Source organism: Parazoarcus sp. PS-13 R2A (genome assembly GCF_057621855.1).
Genome location: NZ_JBYEXN010000006.1, coordinates 176,854 through 193,176, shown reverse-complemented (window position 1 = coordinate 193,176; position 16,323 = coordinate 176,854). Strand labels below are relative to the sequence as shown.

Annotated in this window: 13 protein-coding genes; 5 read left to right on the top strand and 8 right to left on the bottom strand. The window is 62.4% G+C overall.

Going from position 1 to position 16,323, the window contains the following annotated elements:
• Positions 1–71: 71 nt before the first annotated feature.
• Positions 72–1,460: a hypothetical protein gene (locus AC22G6_RS08335; RefSeq protein WP_487366393.1), complete on the bottom strand. Its 1,389-nt coding sequence runs from the start codon at positions 1,458–1,460 to the stop codon at positions 72–74.
• A gap of 184 nt (positions 1,461–1,644) precedes the next feature.
• Between AC22G6_RS08335 and AC22G6_RS08330 the strand changes: the two genes are divergently transcribed.
• Together AC22G6_RS08330 and AC22G6_RS08325 are read left to right on the top strand one after the other, a co-directional pair.
• The gene (locus AC22G6_RS08330) at positions 1,645–2,439 is read left to right on the top strand and encodes a thymidylate synthase (protein WP_108973075.1); all 795 of its coding nucleotides are present in this window, start codon (positions 1,645–1,647) and stop codon (positions 2,437–2,439) included.
• Positions 2,436–2,936: a dihydrofolate reductase gene (locus AC22G6_RS08325; RefSeq protein ID WP_487366392.1), complete on the top strand. Its 501-nt coding sequence runs from the start codon at positions 2,436–2,438 to the stop codon at positions 2,934–2,936. Before AC22G6_RS08330 ends, AC22G6_RS08325 begins: the two co-directional genes overlap by 4 nt.
• Before the next feature lie 71 nt (positions 2,937–3,007).
• On the opposite strand, the gene AC22G6_RS08320 is transcribed toward AC22G6_RS08325, so the two are convergent.
• The 3 genes from AC22G6_RS08320 to apbC all read right to left on the bottom strand — a co-directional run bounded on the left by AC22G6_RS08320 (position 3,008) and on the right by apbC (position 7,162).
• Entirely contained in the window at positions 3,008–5,254 is a 2,247-nt protein-coding gene (locus AC22G6_RS08320; protein WP_487366391.1) for an Orn/Lys/Arg family decarboxylase, read from the bottom strand.
• Positions 5,255–5,397: 143 nt separating this feature from the next.
• A complete protein-coding gene (dcd, locus tag AC22G6_RS08315; protein WP_487366390.1) occupies positions 5,398–5,964 on the bottom strand; it encodes a dCTP deaminase in 567 nt (188 codons plus the stop codon).
• A gap of 106 nt (positions 5,965–6,070) precedes the next feature.
• Positions 6,071–7,162 carry an iron-sulfur cluster carrier protein ApbC gene (gene apbC, locus AC22G6_RS08310; protein ID WP_487366389.1) on the bottom strand — a complete coding sequence of 364 codons (1,092 nt, stop codon included), beginning with the start codon at positions 7,160–7,162 and terminating at the stop codon, positions 6,071–6,073.
• 154 nt (positions 7,163–7,316) lie between these two features.
• On the opposite strand from apbC, the gene AC22G6_RS08305 reads away from it, so the two are divergent.
• The 3 genes from AC22G6_RS08305 to AC22G6_RS08295 all read left to right on the top strand — a co-directional run bounded on the left by AC22G6_RS08305 (position 7,317) and on the right by AC22G6_RS08295 (position 11,971).
• Positions 7,317–7,904: an OmpA family protein gene (locus AC22G6_RS08305; protein ID WP_487366388.1), complete on the top strand. Its 588-nt coding sequence runs from the start codon at positions 7,317–7,319 to the stop codon at positions 7,902–7,904.
• Positions 7,905–8,018: 114 nt separating this feature from the next.
• The gene (gene metG / locus AC22G6_RS08300; RefSeq protein WP_487366387.1) at positions 8,019–10,160 is read left to right on the top strand and encodes a methionine--tRNA ligase; all 2,142 of its coding nucleotides are present in this window, start codon (positions 8,019–8,021) and stop codon (positions 10,158–10,160) included.
• Between the two features lie 119 nt (positions 10,161–10,279).
• A complete protein-coding gene (locus tag AC22G6_RS08295; protein ID WP_487366386.1) occupies positions 10,280–11,971 on the top strand; it encodes a SulP family inorganic anion transporter in 1,692 nt (563 codons plus the stop codon).
• A 21-nt stretch (positions 11,972–11,992) separates the two neighbouring features.
• On the opposite strand, the gene AC22G6_RS08290 is transcribed toward AC22G6_RS08295, so the two are convergent.
• From AC22G6_RS08290 to hemC, 4 genes are read right to left on the bottom strand one after another with little or no spacing between them, the layout of a single operon-like run.
• Positions 11,993–13,174 carry a heme biosynthesis HemY N-terminal domain-containing protein gene (locus tag AC22G6_RS08290; RefSeq protein WP_487366385.1) on the bottom strand — a complete coding sequence of 394 codons (1,182 nt, stop codon included), beginning with the start codon at positions 13,172–13,174 and terminating at the stop codon, positions 11,993–11,995.
• 10 nt (positions 13,175–13,184) lie between these two features.
• On the bottom strand, positions 13,185–14,534 hold the full coding sequence (locus AC22G6_RS08285; protein ID WP_487366384.1) for a uroporphyrinogen-III C-methyltransferase: 1,350 nt from the start codon (positions 14,532–14,534) through the stop codon (positions 13,185–13,187).
• Between the two features lie 9 nt (positions 14,535–14,543).
• Positions 14,544–15,332 carry a uroporphyrinogen-III synthase gene (locus AC22G6_RS08280; RefSeq protein ID WP_487366383.1) on the bottom strand — a complete coding sequence of 263 codons (789 nt, stop codon included), beginning with the start codon at positions 15,330–15,332 and terminating at the stop codon, positions 14,544–14,546.
• Positions 15,333–15,350: 18 nt separating this feature from the next.
• Positions 15,351–16,307, bottom strand: coding sequence for a hydroxymethylbilane synthase (gene hemC, locus AC22G6_RS08275; RefSeq protein ID WP_487366382.1), 957 nt, complete (start codon positions 16,305–16,307; stop codon positions 15,351–15,353).
• Between the last annotated feature and the right edge of the window lie 16 nt (positions 16,308–16,323).

Here is a 16,323-nt window from a genome sequence, read left to right as displayed (position 1 = left end):
CACCCCATGAACTAATGCAAGAAGAAAATGAAAATAAATTCAAAGCGGCCTATTGATCGGACTGGAACCGATCAGAGCACCTGATAGGCGCGGAGCTCGAAGCCCTGCCCGGCCATCGATCCTTCCAGTTGTTTGAGCTTGGAAACCCGCCCCTCTGCATTCACGAAGAGCGGGGCTCCTTCACGCAATACGCCCACAGGTGCGATGACCCTGACCGCCTCGCCCCTTTGTACCGGATCGCAGAAGAAGAGTTCGACCGGGACGCGTCCATCATCGACCCGCACCAGCTCGGGGCGGACGGACAAGGTTTCGATCCCGACCTCGGCGTCGCCCTTAGCAAAGCGGACGCGGCGCACGACACCAAGGTGCCAGCTCACCCCATCCTTGGGACGGAACGCAAGGAGTTCGCCGGCCTCCGGCACCGGCTGAGTCTCTTCCTTGTAGATAAGGGCACCAACGCCACCACGACTCAGATCGGTAATGAGCCATGCTCGGTTAGCCACCTCGCCCCTGGCTTCAAAGAGGCCTTTCACGTTGACGTAGCCCCGCACGACGAGCAACTGGCCGTCGACGATGTGGCGCTTGAAACGCCTGACAGGCGGGCGTGCCGACCAATGACGGCGCAGATGCAGCGCTGCGTCGCGCAACAGCCTCGGATCGTGACCGGCAAGAACCGGGGGCAGCACCCCTCTGATCAACTGACCATGGAGCTCGGCGAGAAACTCGGCTGCGCCCACCGGATGAAAGTACCAGCCCGGCGCCGCAAAGGAACGAGACAAACGGACCGGCGTCGGTGAGTCGGGCGGATTCACGACGTACAGGGCGCCATGCGCGTCACCGCGTCGCACCGAAAGAAAGGGCAGCACAAGGTCCACCAGGCGGCAAACCCCCACGGCCCCCACCTGCTGCAACTGATCGAGCGCTGCAGACTGATAGGCAAGGGCCCGCAAATACTCGCGAACCACGCCGCCATCATCCGCGCTTGCTTGAACGCTGTCGGCATCAGAGGAGTCGACGAACAACTGCCCGAGCAGCGCCCAGACATCAGGATCAGGAACGTGGCGATCGACGAGCTCCCAGCGCACGAACTGTGCGGCAATGCGCGCGAATCCCAGCGCTACGGCCGGCGGCAGCTTTTCACCCTGCCCCGCCACGAACGCCTGATAGGCCGAAAACACCTCGCCGACAGATTCACGTACGGCGCAGATCCATACACTCCAGTCCACATCCGGGCTGTGGCCGTCGTTCTGGAGCACGCCAAGCGGGACACTCTCATTGATGGCCCCGAAGAAATCGTCAATGAAGGCTGAGATTTCAGCCGATGCATCGGCGGGCAGATGCTCCGGGCGCAACTGCACACACAGGATCTGCGCAGCCTCCTTGACGGCAGCAACAGGATCGCGGGTCGGGGCATGCCTCCTTCCCAAGGTAAAATCAAAGATGTCGCCCCTGCTTTTCACTGCCTTTCCTCCAGCGCCATCGGCAAGCGTATATCCCGGCGCGCGCCCGCCCATCGACGGCGCGCACCGTGCGAGCAATATCCTCACTCGCATACATACCCATTTGTCACAAACTGTGCAAGACCTCGCTACCGACAAGCCGTCCGTCAGCGGGTAGAATCCGGAACTTTAACCGGAAACAGCCATGAACCAATACCTCGACCTGATGCGGCACGTGCTCGAGCATGGCGATCGCAAGACCGACCGGACCGGCACAGGCACACTGTCCGTATTCGGATGGCAAATGCGCTTCCCGCTCAGCCAGGGCTTTCCGCTACTCACGACCAAGAAACTTCATACGCGCTCGATCATCCACGAATTGCTCTGGTTCCTGCAAGGCGACACGAATATTCGCTACCTGAAGGAAAACGGCGTCTCGATCTGGGACGAATGGGCAGATGAAGCAGGCGAGCTCGGACCGGTCTACGGAAAACAGTGGCGCCGCTGGGAAACCGCAGACGGCCGCAGCATTGATCAGATCTCGCAAGTGGTCGAGGCGATCAAGCGCAATCCCGACTCGCGCCGTCACCTGGTGTCGGCCTGGAACCCTGGCGAAGTGGACAAGATGGCGCTGCCGCCATGTCACGCGCTGTTCCAGTTCTACGTTGCGAACGGCAAGCTTTCGTGCCAACTGTATCAGCGCAGCGCCGACATCTTCCTGGGCGTGCCCTTCAACATTGCGTCCTACGCCCTGCTGACGCTCATGGTGGCGCAGGTCTGCGATCTCGTCCCGGGAGACTTCATCTGGACAGGCGGAGACTGCCACCTCTACCTCAATCACCTTGAGCAGACAAAAGAGCAGTTGTCCCGCACACCCCGGCCCCTGCCGACACTCGCGATCAACCCCGAGGTGAAGGACCTGTTCGCTTTCCGCTTCGAAGACTTCACCCTGAGCGGCTACGACCCACATCCCCACATCAAGGCACCGGTCGCAATATGAGCAGCAAACCGGAAATCATCCTGATCGCCGCAGTCGCCCGCAACGGCGTGATCGGCAACGAGAATGCACTGCCATGGCGACTGAAGGGTGATCTTGCCCACTTCAAGGCCGCCACGACCGGACACCCCGTGCTCATGGGCAGAAAGACCTGGGAGTCGCTCGGCCGCCCGCTGCCCGGGCGACGCAACATGGTCATCACCCGCAACGCTGATTACGTTGCTGCAGGCGCTGAGATCCATCCGGATCCGGAGAGTGCGCTGCGGGCGCTCGCTGACCTGCCGCGGGTGTTCGTGATCGGCGGCGCAGAGATCTACAGACAGATGCTGCCCATGGCCAACACGCTGATGCTGACGGAGGTCGCTGCCGACGTGCCGGGCGACGCGCTCTTCCCCGCGTTTGACCGTGAGCACTTCATCGAACTCAGCCGCCGGTCGTGCAAGGCAGACGCTGACAATGAACACGACTACGATTTCGTGGAGTACCGGCGCAAGGATTGAACCCGGGCGCGTAGACAGAAAAGGGGCCGCAGACACGGCCCCTTTTCATTGCGCTGAAATAGCGGAACGACTCAGTCCAGACGCACGCAATCCACACAGTAGCGGCCATCCTCACCCTTCACCAGACCGTGGATATCGGTCTCGAAGCCGGGGAAGCGACCGTTGAAGTCACGCGCAAAACGCAGATAGCGCACGATGGTTGCGTTGAAGCGCTCGCCCGGAATCAGCAGCGGGATGCCCGGCGGATACGGCGTAAGCAGTATGGCCGTCACACGCCCCTCAAGCTCCTCGATCAGCACACGATCAATCTCGCGGTGCGCCATCTTGGCGAAGGCATCGGTCGGCTTCATTGCCGGCACCATGTCCGACAGGTACATCTCGGTCGTCAACCGCGCAACGTCGTTCGCCTTGTAGAAGGAATGGATCTCGTTGCAAAGATCCTTCAGGCCGACACGCTCGTAGCGCGGGTGCTTGGCGATGAATTCGGGCATCACGCGCCACAGCGGCTGATTGCGATCGTAATCGTCCTTGAACTGCTGCAACTCGGTCACCATGGTGTTCCACCGGCCCTTGGTGATACCGATCGTGAACATGATGAAGAACGAGTACAGCCCGGTCTTCTCCACGATGATGCCGTGCTCGGCCAGATACTTGGTCACGATTGCAGCAGGAATCCCCGTGTGATCGGAGAAGTCGCCCTCCATGTCCAGTCCCGGCGTGATGATCGTCGCCTTAATCGGGTCGAGCATGTTGAAGCCCGGTGCCAGATCGCCGAAACCGTGCCAGCGATCGCCGGCATTCAGCATCCAGTCTTCGCGCTCACCCAGGCCTTCCTCGGCAAGGTACTCCGGCCCCCAGACCTTGAACCACCAGTCGGAGTCGCCGAACTCGGCGTCCACCTTGCGCATCGCGCGGCGGAACTCGACCGCCTCGGACAGCGATTCGTTTACCAGTGCGGGGCCTCCCGGCGACTCCATCATTGCTGCCGCAACGTCGCACGACGCGATGATCGCGTACTGCGGCGACGTCGAGGTGTGCATCAGATAGGCCTCGTTGAAGACATCGCGGTCGAGCTTCCTGGTTTCCGAGTCCTGCACCAGGATCTGCGACGCCTGCGACAGCCCTGCAAGCAGCTTGTGCGTGGACTGGGTAGAGAACACCATCGACTCCTGACACCGCGGGCGACCTTCGCCGATGGCATGGTAATCGCCGTAGAAGTCGTGGAACGCGGCATGCGGCAGCCAGGCTTCGTCGAAGTGCAGCGTGTCGATCTGACCGTCAAGCATCTCCTTGATGGTTTCGACGTTGTACACCACACCGTCATAGGTCGACTGGGTGATGGTCAGGATGCGAGGCTTCTTGTTCTTGGCTTCGCGTGCGAACGGATTGGCTTCGATCTTGCGCTGAATGGTCTCCATCGAGAACTCGTTCAGCGAGATCGGGCCGATGATCCCGTAATGGTTCCGCGTCGGCGTCAGGAACACCGGCACCGCCCCCGTCATGATGATCGAGTGCAGAATGGACTTGTGGCAGTTGCGGTCGACCACCACGATGTCGCCCGGCGCAACCGTTGTATGCCAGACCATCTTGTTCGACGTCGACGTGCCGTTGGTGACGAAATACAGGTGGTCGCAATTGAAGATGCGTGCCGCATTGCGCTCCGAGGCCGCCACCGGCCCGGTATGGTCGAGCAGCTGGCCGAGCTCATCCACTGCGTTGCATACGTCCGCACGCAGCATGTTCTCGCCAAAGAACTGGTGGAACATCTGACCCACCGGGCTTTTCAGGAAGGCCACGCCACCCGAGTGCCCCGGACAGTGCCACGAATAGGAGCTGTCCGCCGCGTAATGGACCAGCGCACGGAAGAACGGGGGCGACAGCGACTCGAGGTAGTTGCGCGCTTCCCGCACCACATAGCGGGCGATGAACTCGGGCGTGTCCTCGAACATGTGGATGAAGCCGTGCATTTCGCGCAGCACATCATTCGGGATATGTCGCGTCGTGCGGGTCTCGCCATGCAGGAAGATTGGAATGTCTGCGTTGCGGAAGCGGATTTCCTCAACGAAGGCCCGCAAGCCGGAGATCGCCACGGTCGCCGCTTCGGCAGACGAGAACTCCTCGTCGTCGATCGAGAGGATGAAGGCAGAGCCTCTGCTCTGCTGCTGCGCAAACGAAGTCAGGTCACCGTAACTGGTGACGCCCAGCACTTCGACCCCTTCACCCTCGATGGCTTTTGCAAGCGCCCGGATACCCAGGCCCGACGTGTTCTCGGAACGGAAATCCTCATCGATGATGATGATCGGAAAATGGAATCGCATCCTTCAGGTCTCCAACGCGGCGCATGTGCGGGCAAACGGCGATGGTACTCCGCCATTCGTTTCCCGCTCGTTACCGGACATGTCCGGAAAAGACAAAAGGGCCGTCAGCCGGCCCTGTTCATTGCATTCACTCAAAACCAGACTCAGATCTTGGGCAAGGTCACGCCCGTCTGACCAAAGTACTTGCCACCACGATCCTTGTACGAGGTGTCGCAAATCTCGTCGGATTCGAAGAACAGCATCTGTGCAATCCCTTCATTGGCGTAGATCTTGGCGGGCAGCGGCGTGGTGTTGGAGAACTCGAGGGTGACGTGCCCCTCCCACTCGGGTTCGAGCGGCGTGACGTTCACGATGATGCCGCAGCGCGCATAGGTGCTCTTGCCCAGGCACACCGTCAGCACACTGCGCGGAATCCGGAAGTACTCGACGGTGCGCGCCAGCGCGAAGGAGTTCGGCGGAATGATGCAGACATCACCGGTGAAATCGACGAAGTTGCGCTCGTCGAAATCCTTGGGATCGACGATCGTCGAATTGATGTTGGTGAAGATCTTGAACTCGTTGGCACAGCGGACATCGTAGCCGTAGCTTGAGGTGCCGTAGGACACAATCTTGCCGCCGTCATTGACCCGCACCAGATCCGGCGCGAAAGGCTCGATCATGCCTTGCTGTTCGGCCATACGGCGGATCCACTTATCGGACTTGATGGACATGAGGCAAATTTCCTGTGCGGCCAGCCGGAGAATCCGGCGTCGAAAAATCCGCGTAGTTTAGGGCAAGCGCCGCCGATGCGAAAGCAAGCGGCGGCGCAAATTTGTGTCAGGTGTTCTGGATCACGATATTGGGGAATTTGTGCGTCATGTCCTTGGACTTTTCGGCGATGCTGACGGCCACTTTACGCGCGATTGACTTGTACGTCGCAGCGATGCGCCCGTCCGGATCGGAAACGACCGTCGGCGCCCCCTCGTCGGCCTCCTGCCGGATCTGCATGTCGAGCGGCAAGGCACCGAGAAACGGAATACCGTAGTCGTCGCACATCGACTGTCCGCCGCCGGCACCGAAGATATGCTCCTCGTGGCCGCACTTGGAACAGATGTGGATGCTCATGTTCTCCACCACTCCCAGAATGGGCACGCCAACCTTTTCGAACATCTTCAGGCCCTTGCGGGCATCAAGCAAGGCAATGTCCTGCGGTGTGGTCACGATCACGGCGCCGGTGACCGGCACGCTCTGCGACAGGGTGAGCTGGATGTCACCGGTGCCGGGCGGCATGTCGATCACCAGGTAATCGAGATCCTTCCAGTGTGTTTCCTTCAGCATCTGGTTGAGCGCCTGCGTCGCCATCGGTCCGCGCCAGACCATCGGCGTATCGATGTCGATCAGGAAGCCGATGGACATCGCCTGCAGACCGTAAGCCTCGATCGGTTCCATGGTCTTGCCGTCGAGCGACTCCGGGCGACGATCGCCAATCCCCAGCATCTGCGGCTGTGACGGACCGTAAATGTCTGCGTCGAGCATGCCGACGCGTGCGCCTTCCGCGGCAAGGGCCAGCGCCAGGTTGGCGGCAGTGGTACTCTTTCCCACCCCGCCCTTGCCCGAAGCCACGGCAATGATGTTCTTCACTCCCGGCAGCAACTTGACGCCCTGCTGAACCGAATGCGCCACCACCTTGCTGGACACCTCGATATCCACGCGCCCCACCCCGGCCAGGCCGGACAAGGCGTCACGCAACATCTGGCGGATCGGTTCGTGCTGACTCTTCGCCGGGTAACCAAGTTCGACCTCAAAGCGCACGTCGGCGCCATTGACAGCCAGGCTTCGAATGCAGCGTGTCGAAACAAGATCCTTTCCGGTATTCGGATCGATGACGGATTTCAGTGCTTCGGTAACGGCTTCCTGGGTCAGACTCATGTCAGCTTCCTTCAAGATCGGTGCATCCGCCAAACGGCGGGGTCGGGCGAAATCATACCGGACACCGGACTTTCACTCACCCTCTCCGACATCAGGGTTTCCGATTACCCGAATTCGGCCGATAATATTCATTTTTCATATCACGCGACAGATCATGCTCAACACCACCTCCGCCCGCCTTCGCAAACACCTTCTGCTGCCACTCTGCCTTGGAGCAGCGTTGCTGTCGGCCTGCGCAACCCCGGGCACCACGGGCGGCACCACATCGACATCCACCACGGCACCGGCCGCCAGACCAGTCCCCCGCATCGACTGGCCGGGACTGCGGCAAGGCCTCGACAAGGCACTTGGCAATGTTGCCGGCGCCGAAGTCGGCGCACCGACCGACAGCAGCCTGCATCTCCGCATTCCGGTGTCCGACGGATTCAGTTCGGACAGCGTCGAACTTCGCGCACCGCTGGCCCGCGCACTCGACACGCTCATTCCCACCCTGAACGCCTACCCCGACGTCGCGATCCATATCGTTGGCCATACCGATAGTGTTGGCAGCGAGATGTACAACCTGCAGCTTTCTATCCGGCGCAGCGAAGCAGTCATGGAATACCTGCGTACCCGCGGCATTGCGCTCGATCGCATGTCAGCCGATGGCAAGGGCGAGGCCGAATCGATCGCCGACAACAGTCGCGAAGCCGGACGTGCGCGCAACCGCAGAGTGGAGTTTTTCCTGCGCGCGCTCGAATGAGCCCTCCGACGCGCCCCTGGACGCGTCGATTCTTTATGCGGCCGACCTCATCCGGTGACGGGATAGGCGGCCGGCTTTGCTAAACTCTCACCTTTCGATTCAAGCAAAGCCATCATGTCCCGCAAGATCCTCGTCACCAACGCACTGCCCTACGCCAATGGCGATATCCATCTCGGCCACCTGGTCGGATACATCCAGTGCGATATCTGGGTGCGCTACCAGCGCATGCGGGGCAATACGGTGCACTACGTCTGCGCCGATGACACCCACGGCACGCCCGTCATGCTGCGCGCCGAAAAAGAAGGCATCACCCCCGAGGCGCTGATCAACCGCGTGCACGGCGAACATCTGCGCGATTTCACCGACTTTGGCGTTGCATTCGACCACTACCACTCGACGCACAGCCCTGAGAACCGCGCCTACGCCGAAGACATCTACGGCAAGCTCAATACGGCCGAGCTGATCGACACCCGCTCCATCGAGCAGTATTACGATCCGGTCAAGGAAATGTTCCTGCCCGACCGCTTCATCAAGGGCGAGTGCCCGAAGTGTGGCGCAGCCGACCAGTACGGCGACAACTGCGAGGTGTGTGGCGCCGCTTACGCACCGACCGAACTGAAGAACCCGTACTCGGCAGTGTCGGGTGCAAAGCCGGTACTCAAGACCTCCGAGCACTACTTCTTCCGCCTGTCTGACGAGCGTGCGGTGGCCTTCCTGCGCGAATGGACACGCGGCAGCAACGCGGCCGGCACGCGCCGCCTGCAGGCCGAGGCTGCCAACAAGATGAAGGAATGGCTGGGCGAAGAGGGCGAGAACAAGCTCTCGGACTGGGATATTTCGCGCGATGCGCCCTACTTCGGCTTCGAGATCCCCGGCGCACCGGGCAAGTACTTCTATGTCTGGCTCGACGCGCCGATCGGCTACCTGGCCAGCTTCAACAAGCTGGCACAGAAGCGTGGCGACATCAGTGTCGAGGATTTCACCGACGCTGCGCGGGCAGAAGCCAGCGGCACCGAAATGGTCCACTTCATCGGCAAGGACATTCTCTATTTCCACGCCCTGTTCTGGCCTGCCATGCTGAAGTTCGCCGGCTACCGCACCCCGAGCCAGCTGTGTGTCAACGGTTTCCTGACCGTAGACGGCGCCAAGATGTCCAAGAGCCGCGGCACCTTCATCACCGCGCGCTCCTACGTTGAGCAGAAGCTCAACCCCGAGTGGCTACGCTACTACTTTGCGGGCAAGTCCAACGGCACCATGGAAGACGTCGACCTCAACCTCGACGACATGATCGCAAAGGTCAATTCCGACCTCGTGGGCAAGTTCGTGAACATCGCCAGCCGCTGCGCAGGCTTCATCACCAAGCGCTTCGATGCCCGCCTTGCTGCGCCGGACGCTGCAGCAATCGCCGAGTTCGCTGCTGCATGGAATTCGGGTTCGATCGCGAACTGTTTTGAAGAGCGCGACTACAGTCGTGCCCTGCGCGAGATCATGCATCTGGCCGACCTCGCAAACCAGTACGTCAACGAACACAAACCGTGGGAGCTGGCCAAGCAGGAAGGCCAGGAAGCGCGCCTGCATGAAGTGTGCTCGACTGCACTGACCATGTTCCGCGACCTCACCCGCTACCTCAAGCCGGTGCTGCCCGCGCTCGCAGGACAGGTCGAAGCCTTCCTGTCCGTTCCCGAGATGAACTGGACCGGCACCTGGGAACCGCTCCCCGCCGGTCACACCATCAATGCCTACGCGCACCTGATGACCCGCATCGACCGCAAGCAGATCGATGCACTGCTCGAGGCCAATCGCGAATCGCTTGCACCGGCAGCCGCCGCGCCGGCAAAGGATGCCAAGACCGCGTCTTCGCAACAGCGCCATGCAGAAAAGCAGCAACACGCAGCGCCTGCGTCCGAAGCCACGTCAGGTCATATTTCGATCGATGATTTCACCAAGGTGGACCTGAGGATTGCGAAGATCGTCGACGCCAGCCATGTCGAAGGTGCAGACAAACTGATCCGGCTGCAACTCGATATCGGCGAGGAACGTCCGCGCCAGGTCTTTGCAGGCATCAAGTCGGCCTATGACCCGGCAACGCTCGTCGGGCGAATGACTGTAATGGTGGCCAACCTCGCGCCGCGCAAGATGAAGTTCGGCATGAGTGAAGGCATGGTGCTTGCCGCATCCGACCCCGAAGGCAAAACCGGCGGGCTTTACATCCTGTCGCCCGACGGCGGCGCAGCACCCGGCATGCGGGTGAAGTAAACCCATGCCGCTGACGCCCTCGAAACGCTGGATCGCGCTGCAACGCGCCGGCCGAGGGCGTCTGTCTCCGTAAGCATCAGCAACAGTGCCATGTCGCAAGACCGCATTACGGAGACATCATGAACATCAGGTTTCGCCCCAAACTGCTCGACACGCTGCACGGCTACGAACGCGTTGGCTTCACCCAGGACTTGTCGTCCGGCATTACCGTAGGCGTCCTTGCCCTGCCGCTGGCAATGGCCTTTGCCATTGCGTCCGGGATGTCACCGACTGCGGGCATCTGGACCGCCATCGTCGCCGGCCTGCTGATCTCGCTGCTGGGTGGATCGCGGGTCCAGATCGGCGGCCCTACGGGTGCATTCATTCCGATCATCTACGCGATCGTGGTCGATCATGGCGTGCAGAACCTGCTGATCGCAACCATGATGTCGGGCGTCATGCTGCTGGCGATGGGCGCCTTTCGCCTCGGCAGCATGATCCGCTTCATTCCGCTGTCGGTGGTCATCGGCTTTACCAACGGTATTGCGGTCGTGATCTTCATGTCGCAGATCAAGGACTTCCTCGGCCTCAAGATCGACAACCTCCCAGGCGAGTTCTTCGCCAAGCTCGAAGCACTCTACGCGGCACTCCCCACATTGCATCTGCCCACCATTGCAGTCGCATGTGCCTCGCTTGCCGTGCTGGTTCTGTGGAACAAGAGGGCGGTGCGTGTTCCATGGATGAAACGCCTTCCGGGCCCGCTTGCCGTGCTGATCATTGGCACCCTGGTGAATGCGATCTTCAGTCTGCCGGTCGACACCATTGGCAGCCGCTTTGGCGGCATCCCGCAGGAACTGCCCGAGATCGGACTGCCCGAACTCTCGCTCGGCAGCCTCGGCAAACTGATCGCACCTGCGCTCACCATCGCGCTGCTGGGCGCAATCGAATCCCTGTTGTCGGCACGTGTCGCCGACAGCCAGATTGACGACCGTCATGACCCCAACCAGGAATTGATGGCGCAAGGTATCGCCAACGTGGTCGCCCCACTGTTCGGCGGCTTTGCCGCGACCGGCGCGATTGCCCGCACCGCCACCAACATCCGGACCGGCGGCCGGACGCCCGTTGCAGGCATCATTCACGCCTTGGTGCTGCTGGCCATCGTCCTCGTGCTGGCCCCGTTCGCAAGCTACATTCCGCTCGCAACCCTTTCGGCCATCGTCGTCGTGGTCTCGATCAACATGGGCGAGTGGCACGCCTTTTCGCCGAACCAGCTCGCGCGCTACACCCTGGCCTATCGCACCATCCTGCTGGGCACCTTCTTCATCACCGTGATCTTCGACCTGACCCTCGCAGTGGAGCTGGGCATGGTCATGGCCAGCCTGTTCTTCATCTACCGGATGTCAGACCTGACCCGTATCGAACGCATTCCGCTTGAGGAGCATTACGGCGTGGCGGGGGTAAGGCGGGCAGACGGCACGCCCCGGATTCTCGCCTACCGCATGTTCGGCAGCCTGTTCTTCGGCGCCGCCAACAAGCTCGAGAACCTGCTGCTGATGCAGGACGGCCATCCCGATGTCGTTATCCTGGATACCGACAAGGTCATCAACATCGACACCACGGGCCTGGACATCCTGCAGACGCTGCACCGGAATCTGCAAAAGCGGGGGGCGACACTGATTCTGTGCGGACTGAATTCGCAGCCGGGTTCGCTGGTTTTCCGTTCCGGGTTTCTCGACCAGCTCGGCGACGACAATGTCACATCGAACATTACCGAAGCCCTGATCCGGGCCCAGCGCATTCGTGGCGCCGGACCCGAAATCGCTTATGCCTGAAGCCTCCTGACGGAGGCAGGCTTATACCGAAACCCGCTCGGCCGCGGCGCGGTAATGGCGTTGAGCGTCCTGCGGCCGCTCAAGCTGTTCCAGCAGGCGCGCCAGCGCAAGATGGGTTTCAACCGTCGGCTGGAGATTGAGCGAGGCTTCGAGGTAACTCTGCGCCTTGCCCCACAGTTGCGAAGCAATGCACAGGCGACCCAGCGCAAACAGCAACCCGGCATCGCGCGGGTGTGACTTGAGCCAGCCCTCGGCTTTCGCGAGACAGGCCACCTCGTCCCCCTCGCCCTCACCGCATCCCGCATACAGACGGGCAAGTCCGTCGTCCCACTCGGCATCGAGCAGGCGCTCAAGCGTGCGACGCGCCAGCGCCCCCTGACCCGCTGCGGCCAGCAGGGGCACGGCGCGCTCGACCAGGCGGCGGTCGGCCAGTTCGTCCGCAGGAATTTCGGACCACAGATGGGCAAGCGCCGAACCGTCACCCGCACATTCCTGCAGGCGCTCAATATGCGCCCTTCGCAGCAAAGGCAGCGCCTGTTCTGCCGACAAGGCCTTGTGCTTGCGCAACTGGCGGGTCAGCTTCAATGCCTCTTCCCAGCGCTTGAGCGCCGACGCGACACGCAGCGACAACCGCAGGGCGGCAATATGCCGGTGCCCCGCAAGCTTCAGCGTTTCCAGCGTTTCGGCCGCCTCGACAAAGCGCCTCTGCTCGATCGCGAGCTCAGCCTCGGTCATCAAGCGTGCAACCCGGGCGTCCTCGCCCTGGTCCGCCGCACGTCCAAGCCAGATCCGGTAGCGGGTATCGTCATGCAGGGCGTGCGCCGCACGAGCGGCCACCAGTGCAGCCATCGCCGGACTCTCGCCGGAGGAAAACGCCGACGAAGCGAACTTGAGCGACTGCGTGAAACGCCCCTCGAACAGGGTCCGCAGCGCATCGCGCAGGGCCTGCCCAGCTTTCTCCCGGCGACGGCGCTCGCGCCACTGACCGACGACCGATGGCAAGGCCAGGGTGCGCCGAACCAGGCGGATCACGAAGTAGCCGAGCATGAAGCCCAGCACGAGCAGGACCAGCAACAGGTTGAGTGACAACTGCGCCCGCCAGGGCGGGAACACGACAAGCACGTAGCCGTCATTGGCGCCGGCCAGCATGGCCGCGCCAGCGGCAAGTGCGAATATGGCGATCAGCCAGAGCAGGGCTCGCATGTTCCGGCCCTCAGGACTGTGGCGCCGCAGCGGGCTTGTCGCCAGCCGGAGCGGGTTGCGCGGGGACGGCATCCGGAGCCGGATTCGCAGGCGCTGGCGTGACGGGCGGCGTCGCCGGAGTCGCCGGAGCCGACGGCGCAGGCTCCGCAGCAGCAGCCGGAGGCACCGCCGCAGGCTTCGCAGCAGGCGCAGGCGCGGCACGTGCCGGAGCCTCACCGCCGCGCGACTGCAGCAGTCGCAACGCGGCAAAGCTGTTGGTCAGCCCCTTGCGCTCAATGCTCACCGGCATCGCCTCAAGCGTGCGCAATTCCTCAAGCACGAAATTCACGCGCTCGTCGCGCACATCGAAGAAACGCTCAACCCAGCTTCGCGCCTGTGCGAGATCGGCGGCATACGTCCGCCCATCGTGGGCCAGCAAGGCCAGACGTGCGGTCAGCAGGCGAATCTTGAGGTTCTCGCGCAGAAAGGTACTTTGTGCCGGCGCTAGCAGAACAGGCTCGGCAGCCGGGTCAAGGCGCTCGACACGCACAAGGCCGCGCAGATCGTGCCAGACATCCAGTGCGAGCTGTTTGGCGAAGTCCAGCGCCGGAATGCCGCTGCTCTGCTCCACCTTTTCAGGCTCGCCCTCCGCGCCCTGCGGCCCACCGACAAAGGCCAGCGGCAATGCATCGGCGCCTTCCAGCAGTCGTTCCAGACGCAGCGCCATTCCGGGCACATCAACCACGGGCGTCTGCTTGAGCTGTTCGATGTCACTGACAAGCGCCCTGCGCAGCGGCGCGAGCTGCCCGCGATCATGCATCGCCAGCCGGGTCTCTGCGCCCTGCAGGGCAATCAGTGCGGCCTCGAGGTTGCCGGCCAGCTGCAGCTGCTGTGCGGCAATGGACACCGCCTGCTCGATTTCGGCCATCACGCCGTCTTCGCGCGAGCGGGAGAACTGCTGATACAGGGTTTCCAGCGCCGCGGCCTGGCCCTCGGTCTCCTCGACCTTGGACTCAAGCGCACCCAGCTTGCCCTGCAGGCTCGAGATCAGCTCCTGCTGCTGGCGCGCAATGGCACGTGCCTCGGTTGCGACAGTGTCACCCTGCGTCAGCCTGCTTGCGAGCTCTTGGCGCAGGCCTGAGGCCTGCCCGCGGAACTCCCACGATTGCCACACGGCAAAGCCCGCGCCGCCAATGGCAATGATGGCCAGCAGCAAGGCCCAGCCGGCCACACCGCTCTTGCGCGCAGGCTGCTCGGTGTTTGGTGTTTCGTCCCGGCCGGACGTCTCCGGCGCATGTTCAGGGGCCGCTTCGGCTTTCGGAGCGGAGGACTGAGTCGCCTCTGGAGGCGGCTGAATGAGCGCAGGCGTTTCTTCTTTCATGCCGAGAGTTTAACCAAAATAGGAAATTATCGTGCGCAATGCGCCCTCGTCACCTGCCCCGGCTTCGATAACCCGGGCAAATCCGAGCTCACGACATTGCGCTGCTATGCGCGGATGCGATGCAAAAACGGGCACATCCGAAAGCAGCACCATCCCCGCCGCCCCGACGATATCCGCCAGATTCCGCGCCCCCTCGCTGCTACTGAGCAGCACCCCATCAACCTCACGCCGCTTCACCGGTTCGAGCAGGCGATCAGGCTCGACGTCCGGACAAAAACGTCTGTAACAGCTTAGATACTCGACCTCGGCGCCTCGCGCAACAAGGGTTTCACCCAAGAGATCACGGCCACCATCTCCGCGCAGGACCAGAATCCGCCGTCCGCGCACGGCTGCGGGCGCAAACGCCGGCAGCGCGAGGACCGACTCCGAATCAAACCCGGATTCAGGCGCGATCACCCTGCCGAAGCCACGCGCCGCCAGCGCGCGCTCACTCCCCTTGCCGACTGTTGCCACTCGCAGCGATGCAGGCCAGTCGCGCGCCACCAGCAAGCCATCGAGCGCATACCTCACCGCGTTCGGACTGACAAAAAAAGCCAGATCGAAGGTATCCAGCCGACCGGCAACCCGTTCGATCTCCGAGCGATCCGCAAGCGGACCGATCCCGATCACGGGAAAGCGCAAGGCAGTGCCACCGCGCTGCTCGATCGCCCTGCACAGGCTTTCCGCCTGTTCCTGCGGCCGGGTGACGACGATCGTGCGCCCGTTCAGCGCATCCGATGTCCGCTCGACCGCCTCCACGACCGCGGCTCGCCCGTTTCAGCCCAGCTCGGCCAGAATCTCCTCCGCGCCCTGGGCGCGAAGATCTTCGGCCAGCTCACGACCAATCTTTTCGGCTTCCTCAACGGCGCCCTCACGCTCGGAGCGCAGGATGCGGCTGCCGTCCGGCAGCGCCACGAAACCGCGCAACCACAGCGCGCCAGCGCGGACTTCCGCATAGGCGCCGAGCGGCACCTCGCAACTGCCGGCAAGCGCACGCGCGACAGCGCGCTCCGCACGAACGCAAGCAGAGGTGTCCGCGTCATTGAGCGGCTGCAGGCACTCGACGATGTCGCTGCGAGTGGCCAGGCATTCGATGCCGAGCGCGCCCTGACCTGCAGACGGCAACGAAATCTCGGCGGGCAAGGTGGAGCGGATGCGCTCGCCGAGGCCAAGGCGCTTCAGACCGGCGGCAGCAAGGATGATGGCATCGTACTGCCCCTCATCGAGCTTGCGCAGGCGCGTGTCGAGATTGCCGCGCAGGCTGGTGACGGCAAGAAACGGGTACTGTGCATGCAACTGCGACTCGCGACGCAGCGACGAGGTCCCCACCACCGTGCCCGGCGGCATGTCGGCCAGCGATTCATAGCGGTTTGAGACGAAGGCATCGAGCGGAATCTCGCGCGCCGAAATGCAGCCCAGCGTGAATTCATCGCCAAGCGTCATGGGCACGTCCTTCATCGAATGCACGGCAATATCGGCCGTACCGTCGAGCAGCGCCGTCTCCAGTTCCTTGACAAACAGACCCTTGCCACCAACCTTGGCAAGCGGACGATCGAGGATCTGGTCACCGCGCGTGGTCATACCCAGAAGCTCGACCCGACAGGCGGGATACAATGCCTCGAGCCGCGCCTTCACATGCTCCGCCTGCCAGAGGGCAAGGCGGCTCTCACGGGTCGCAATGACGATGCGTTCGGGGGCGGAGATCGAAGAAGATGCAGGGGCGGAAAGGCTCACGTTAGGAGGACTCATG

Bases quoted from the DNA above. Each gene is read 5' to 3' on its own strand.
- AC22G6_RS08295 (WP_487366386.1), top strand. From the start codon at position 10,280: ATGAACATCAGGTTTCGCCCCAAACTGCTCGACACGCTGCACGGCTAC.
- apbC (WP_487366389.1), bottom strand. From the start codon at position 7,162: ATGAGTCTGACCCAGGAAGCCGTTACCGAAGCACTGAAATCCGTCATC.
- AC22G6_RS08305 (WP_487366388.1), top strand. From the start codon at position 7,317: ATGCTCAACACCACCTCCGCCCGCCTTCGCAAACACCTTCTGCTGCCA.
- AC22G6_RS08325 (WP_487366392.1), top strand. From the start codon at position 2,436: ATGAGCAGCAAACCGGAAATCATCCTGATCGCCGCAGTCGCCCGCAAC.
- AC22G6_RS08330 (WP_108973075.1), top strand. From the start codon at position 1,645: ATGAACCAATACCTCGACCTGATGCGGCACGTGCTCGAGCATGGCGAT.
- AC22G6_RS08285 (WP_487366384.1), bottom strand. From the start codon at position 14,534: ATGAAAGAAGAAACGCCTGCGCTCATTCAGCCGCCTCCAGAGGCGACT.
- dcd (WP_487366390.1), bottom strand. From the start codon at position 5,964: ATGTCCATCAAGTCCGATAAGTGGATCCGCCGTATGGCCGAACAGCAA.
- AC22G6_RS08320 (WP_487366391.1), bottom strand. From the start codon at position 5,254: ATGCGATTCCATTTTCCGATCATCATCATCGATGAGGATTTCCGTTCC.
- metG (WP_487366387.1), top strand. From the start codon at position 8,019: ATGTCCCGCAAGATCCTCGTCACCAACGCACTGCCCTACGCCAATGGC.
- AC22G6_RS08290 (WP_487366385.1), bottom strand. From the start codon at position 13,174: ATGCGAGCCCTGCTCTGGCTGATCGCCATATTCGCACTTGCCGCTGGC.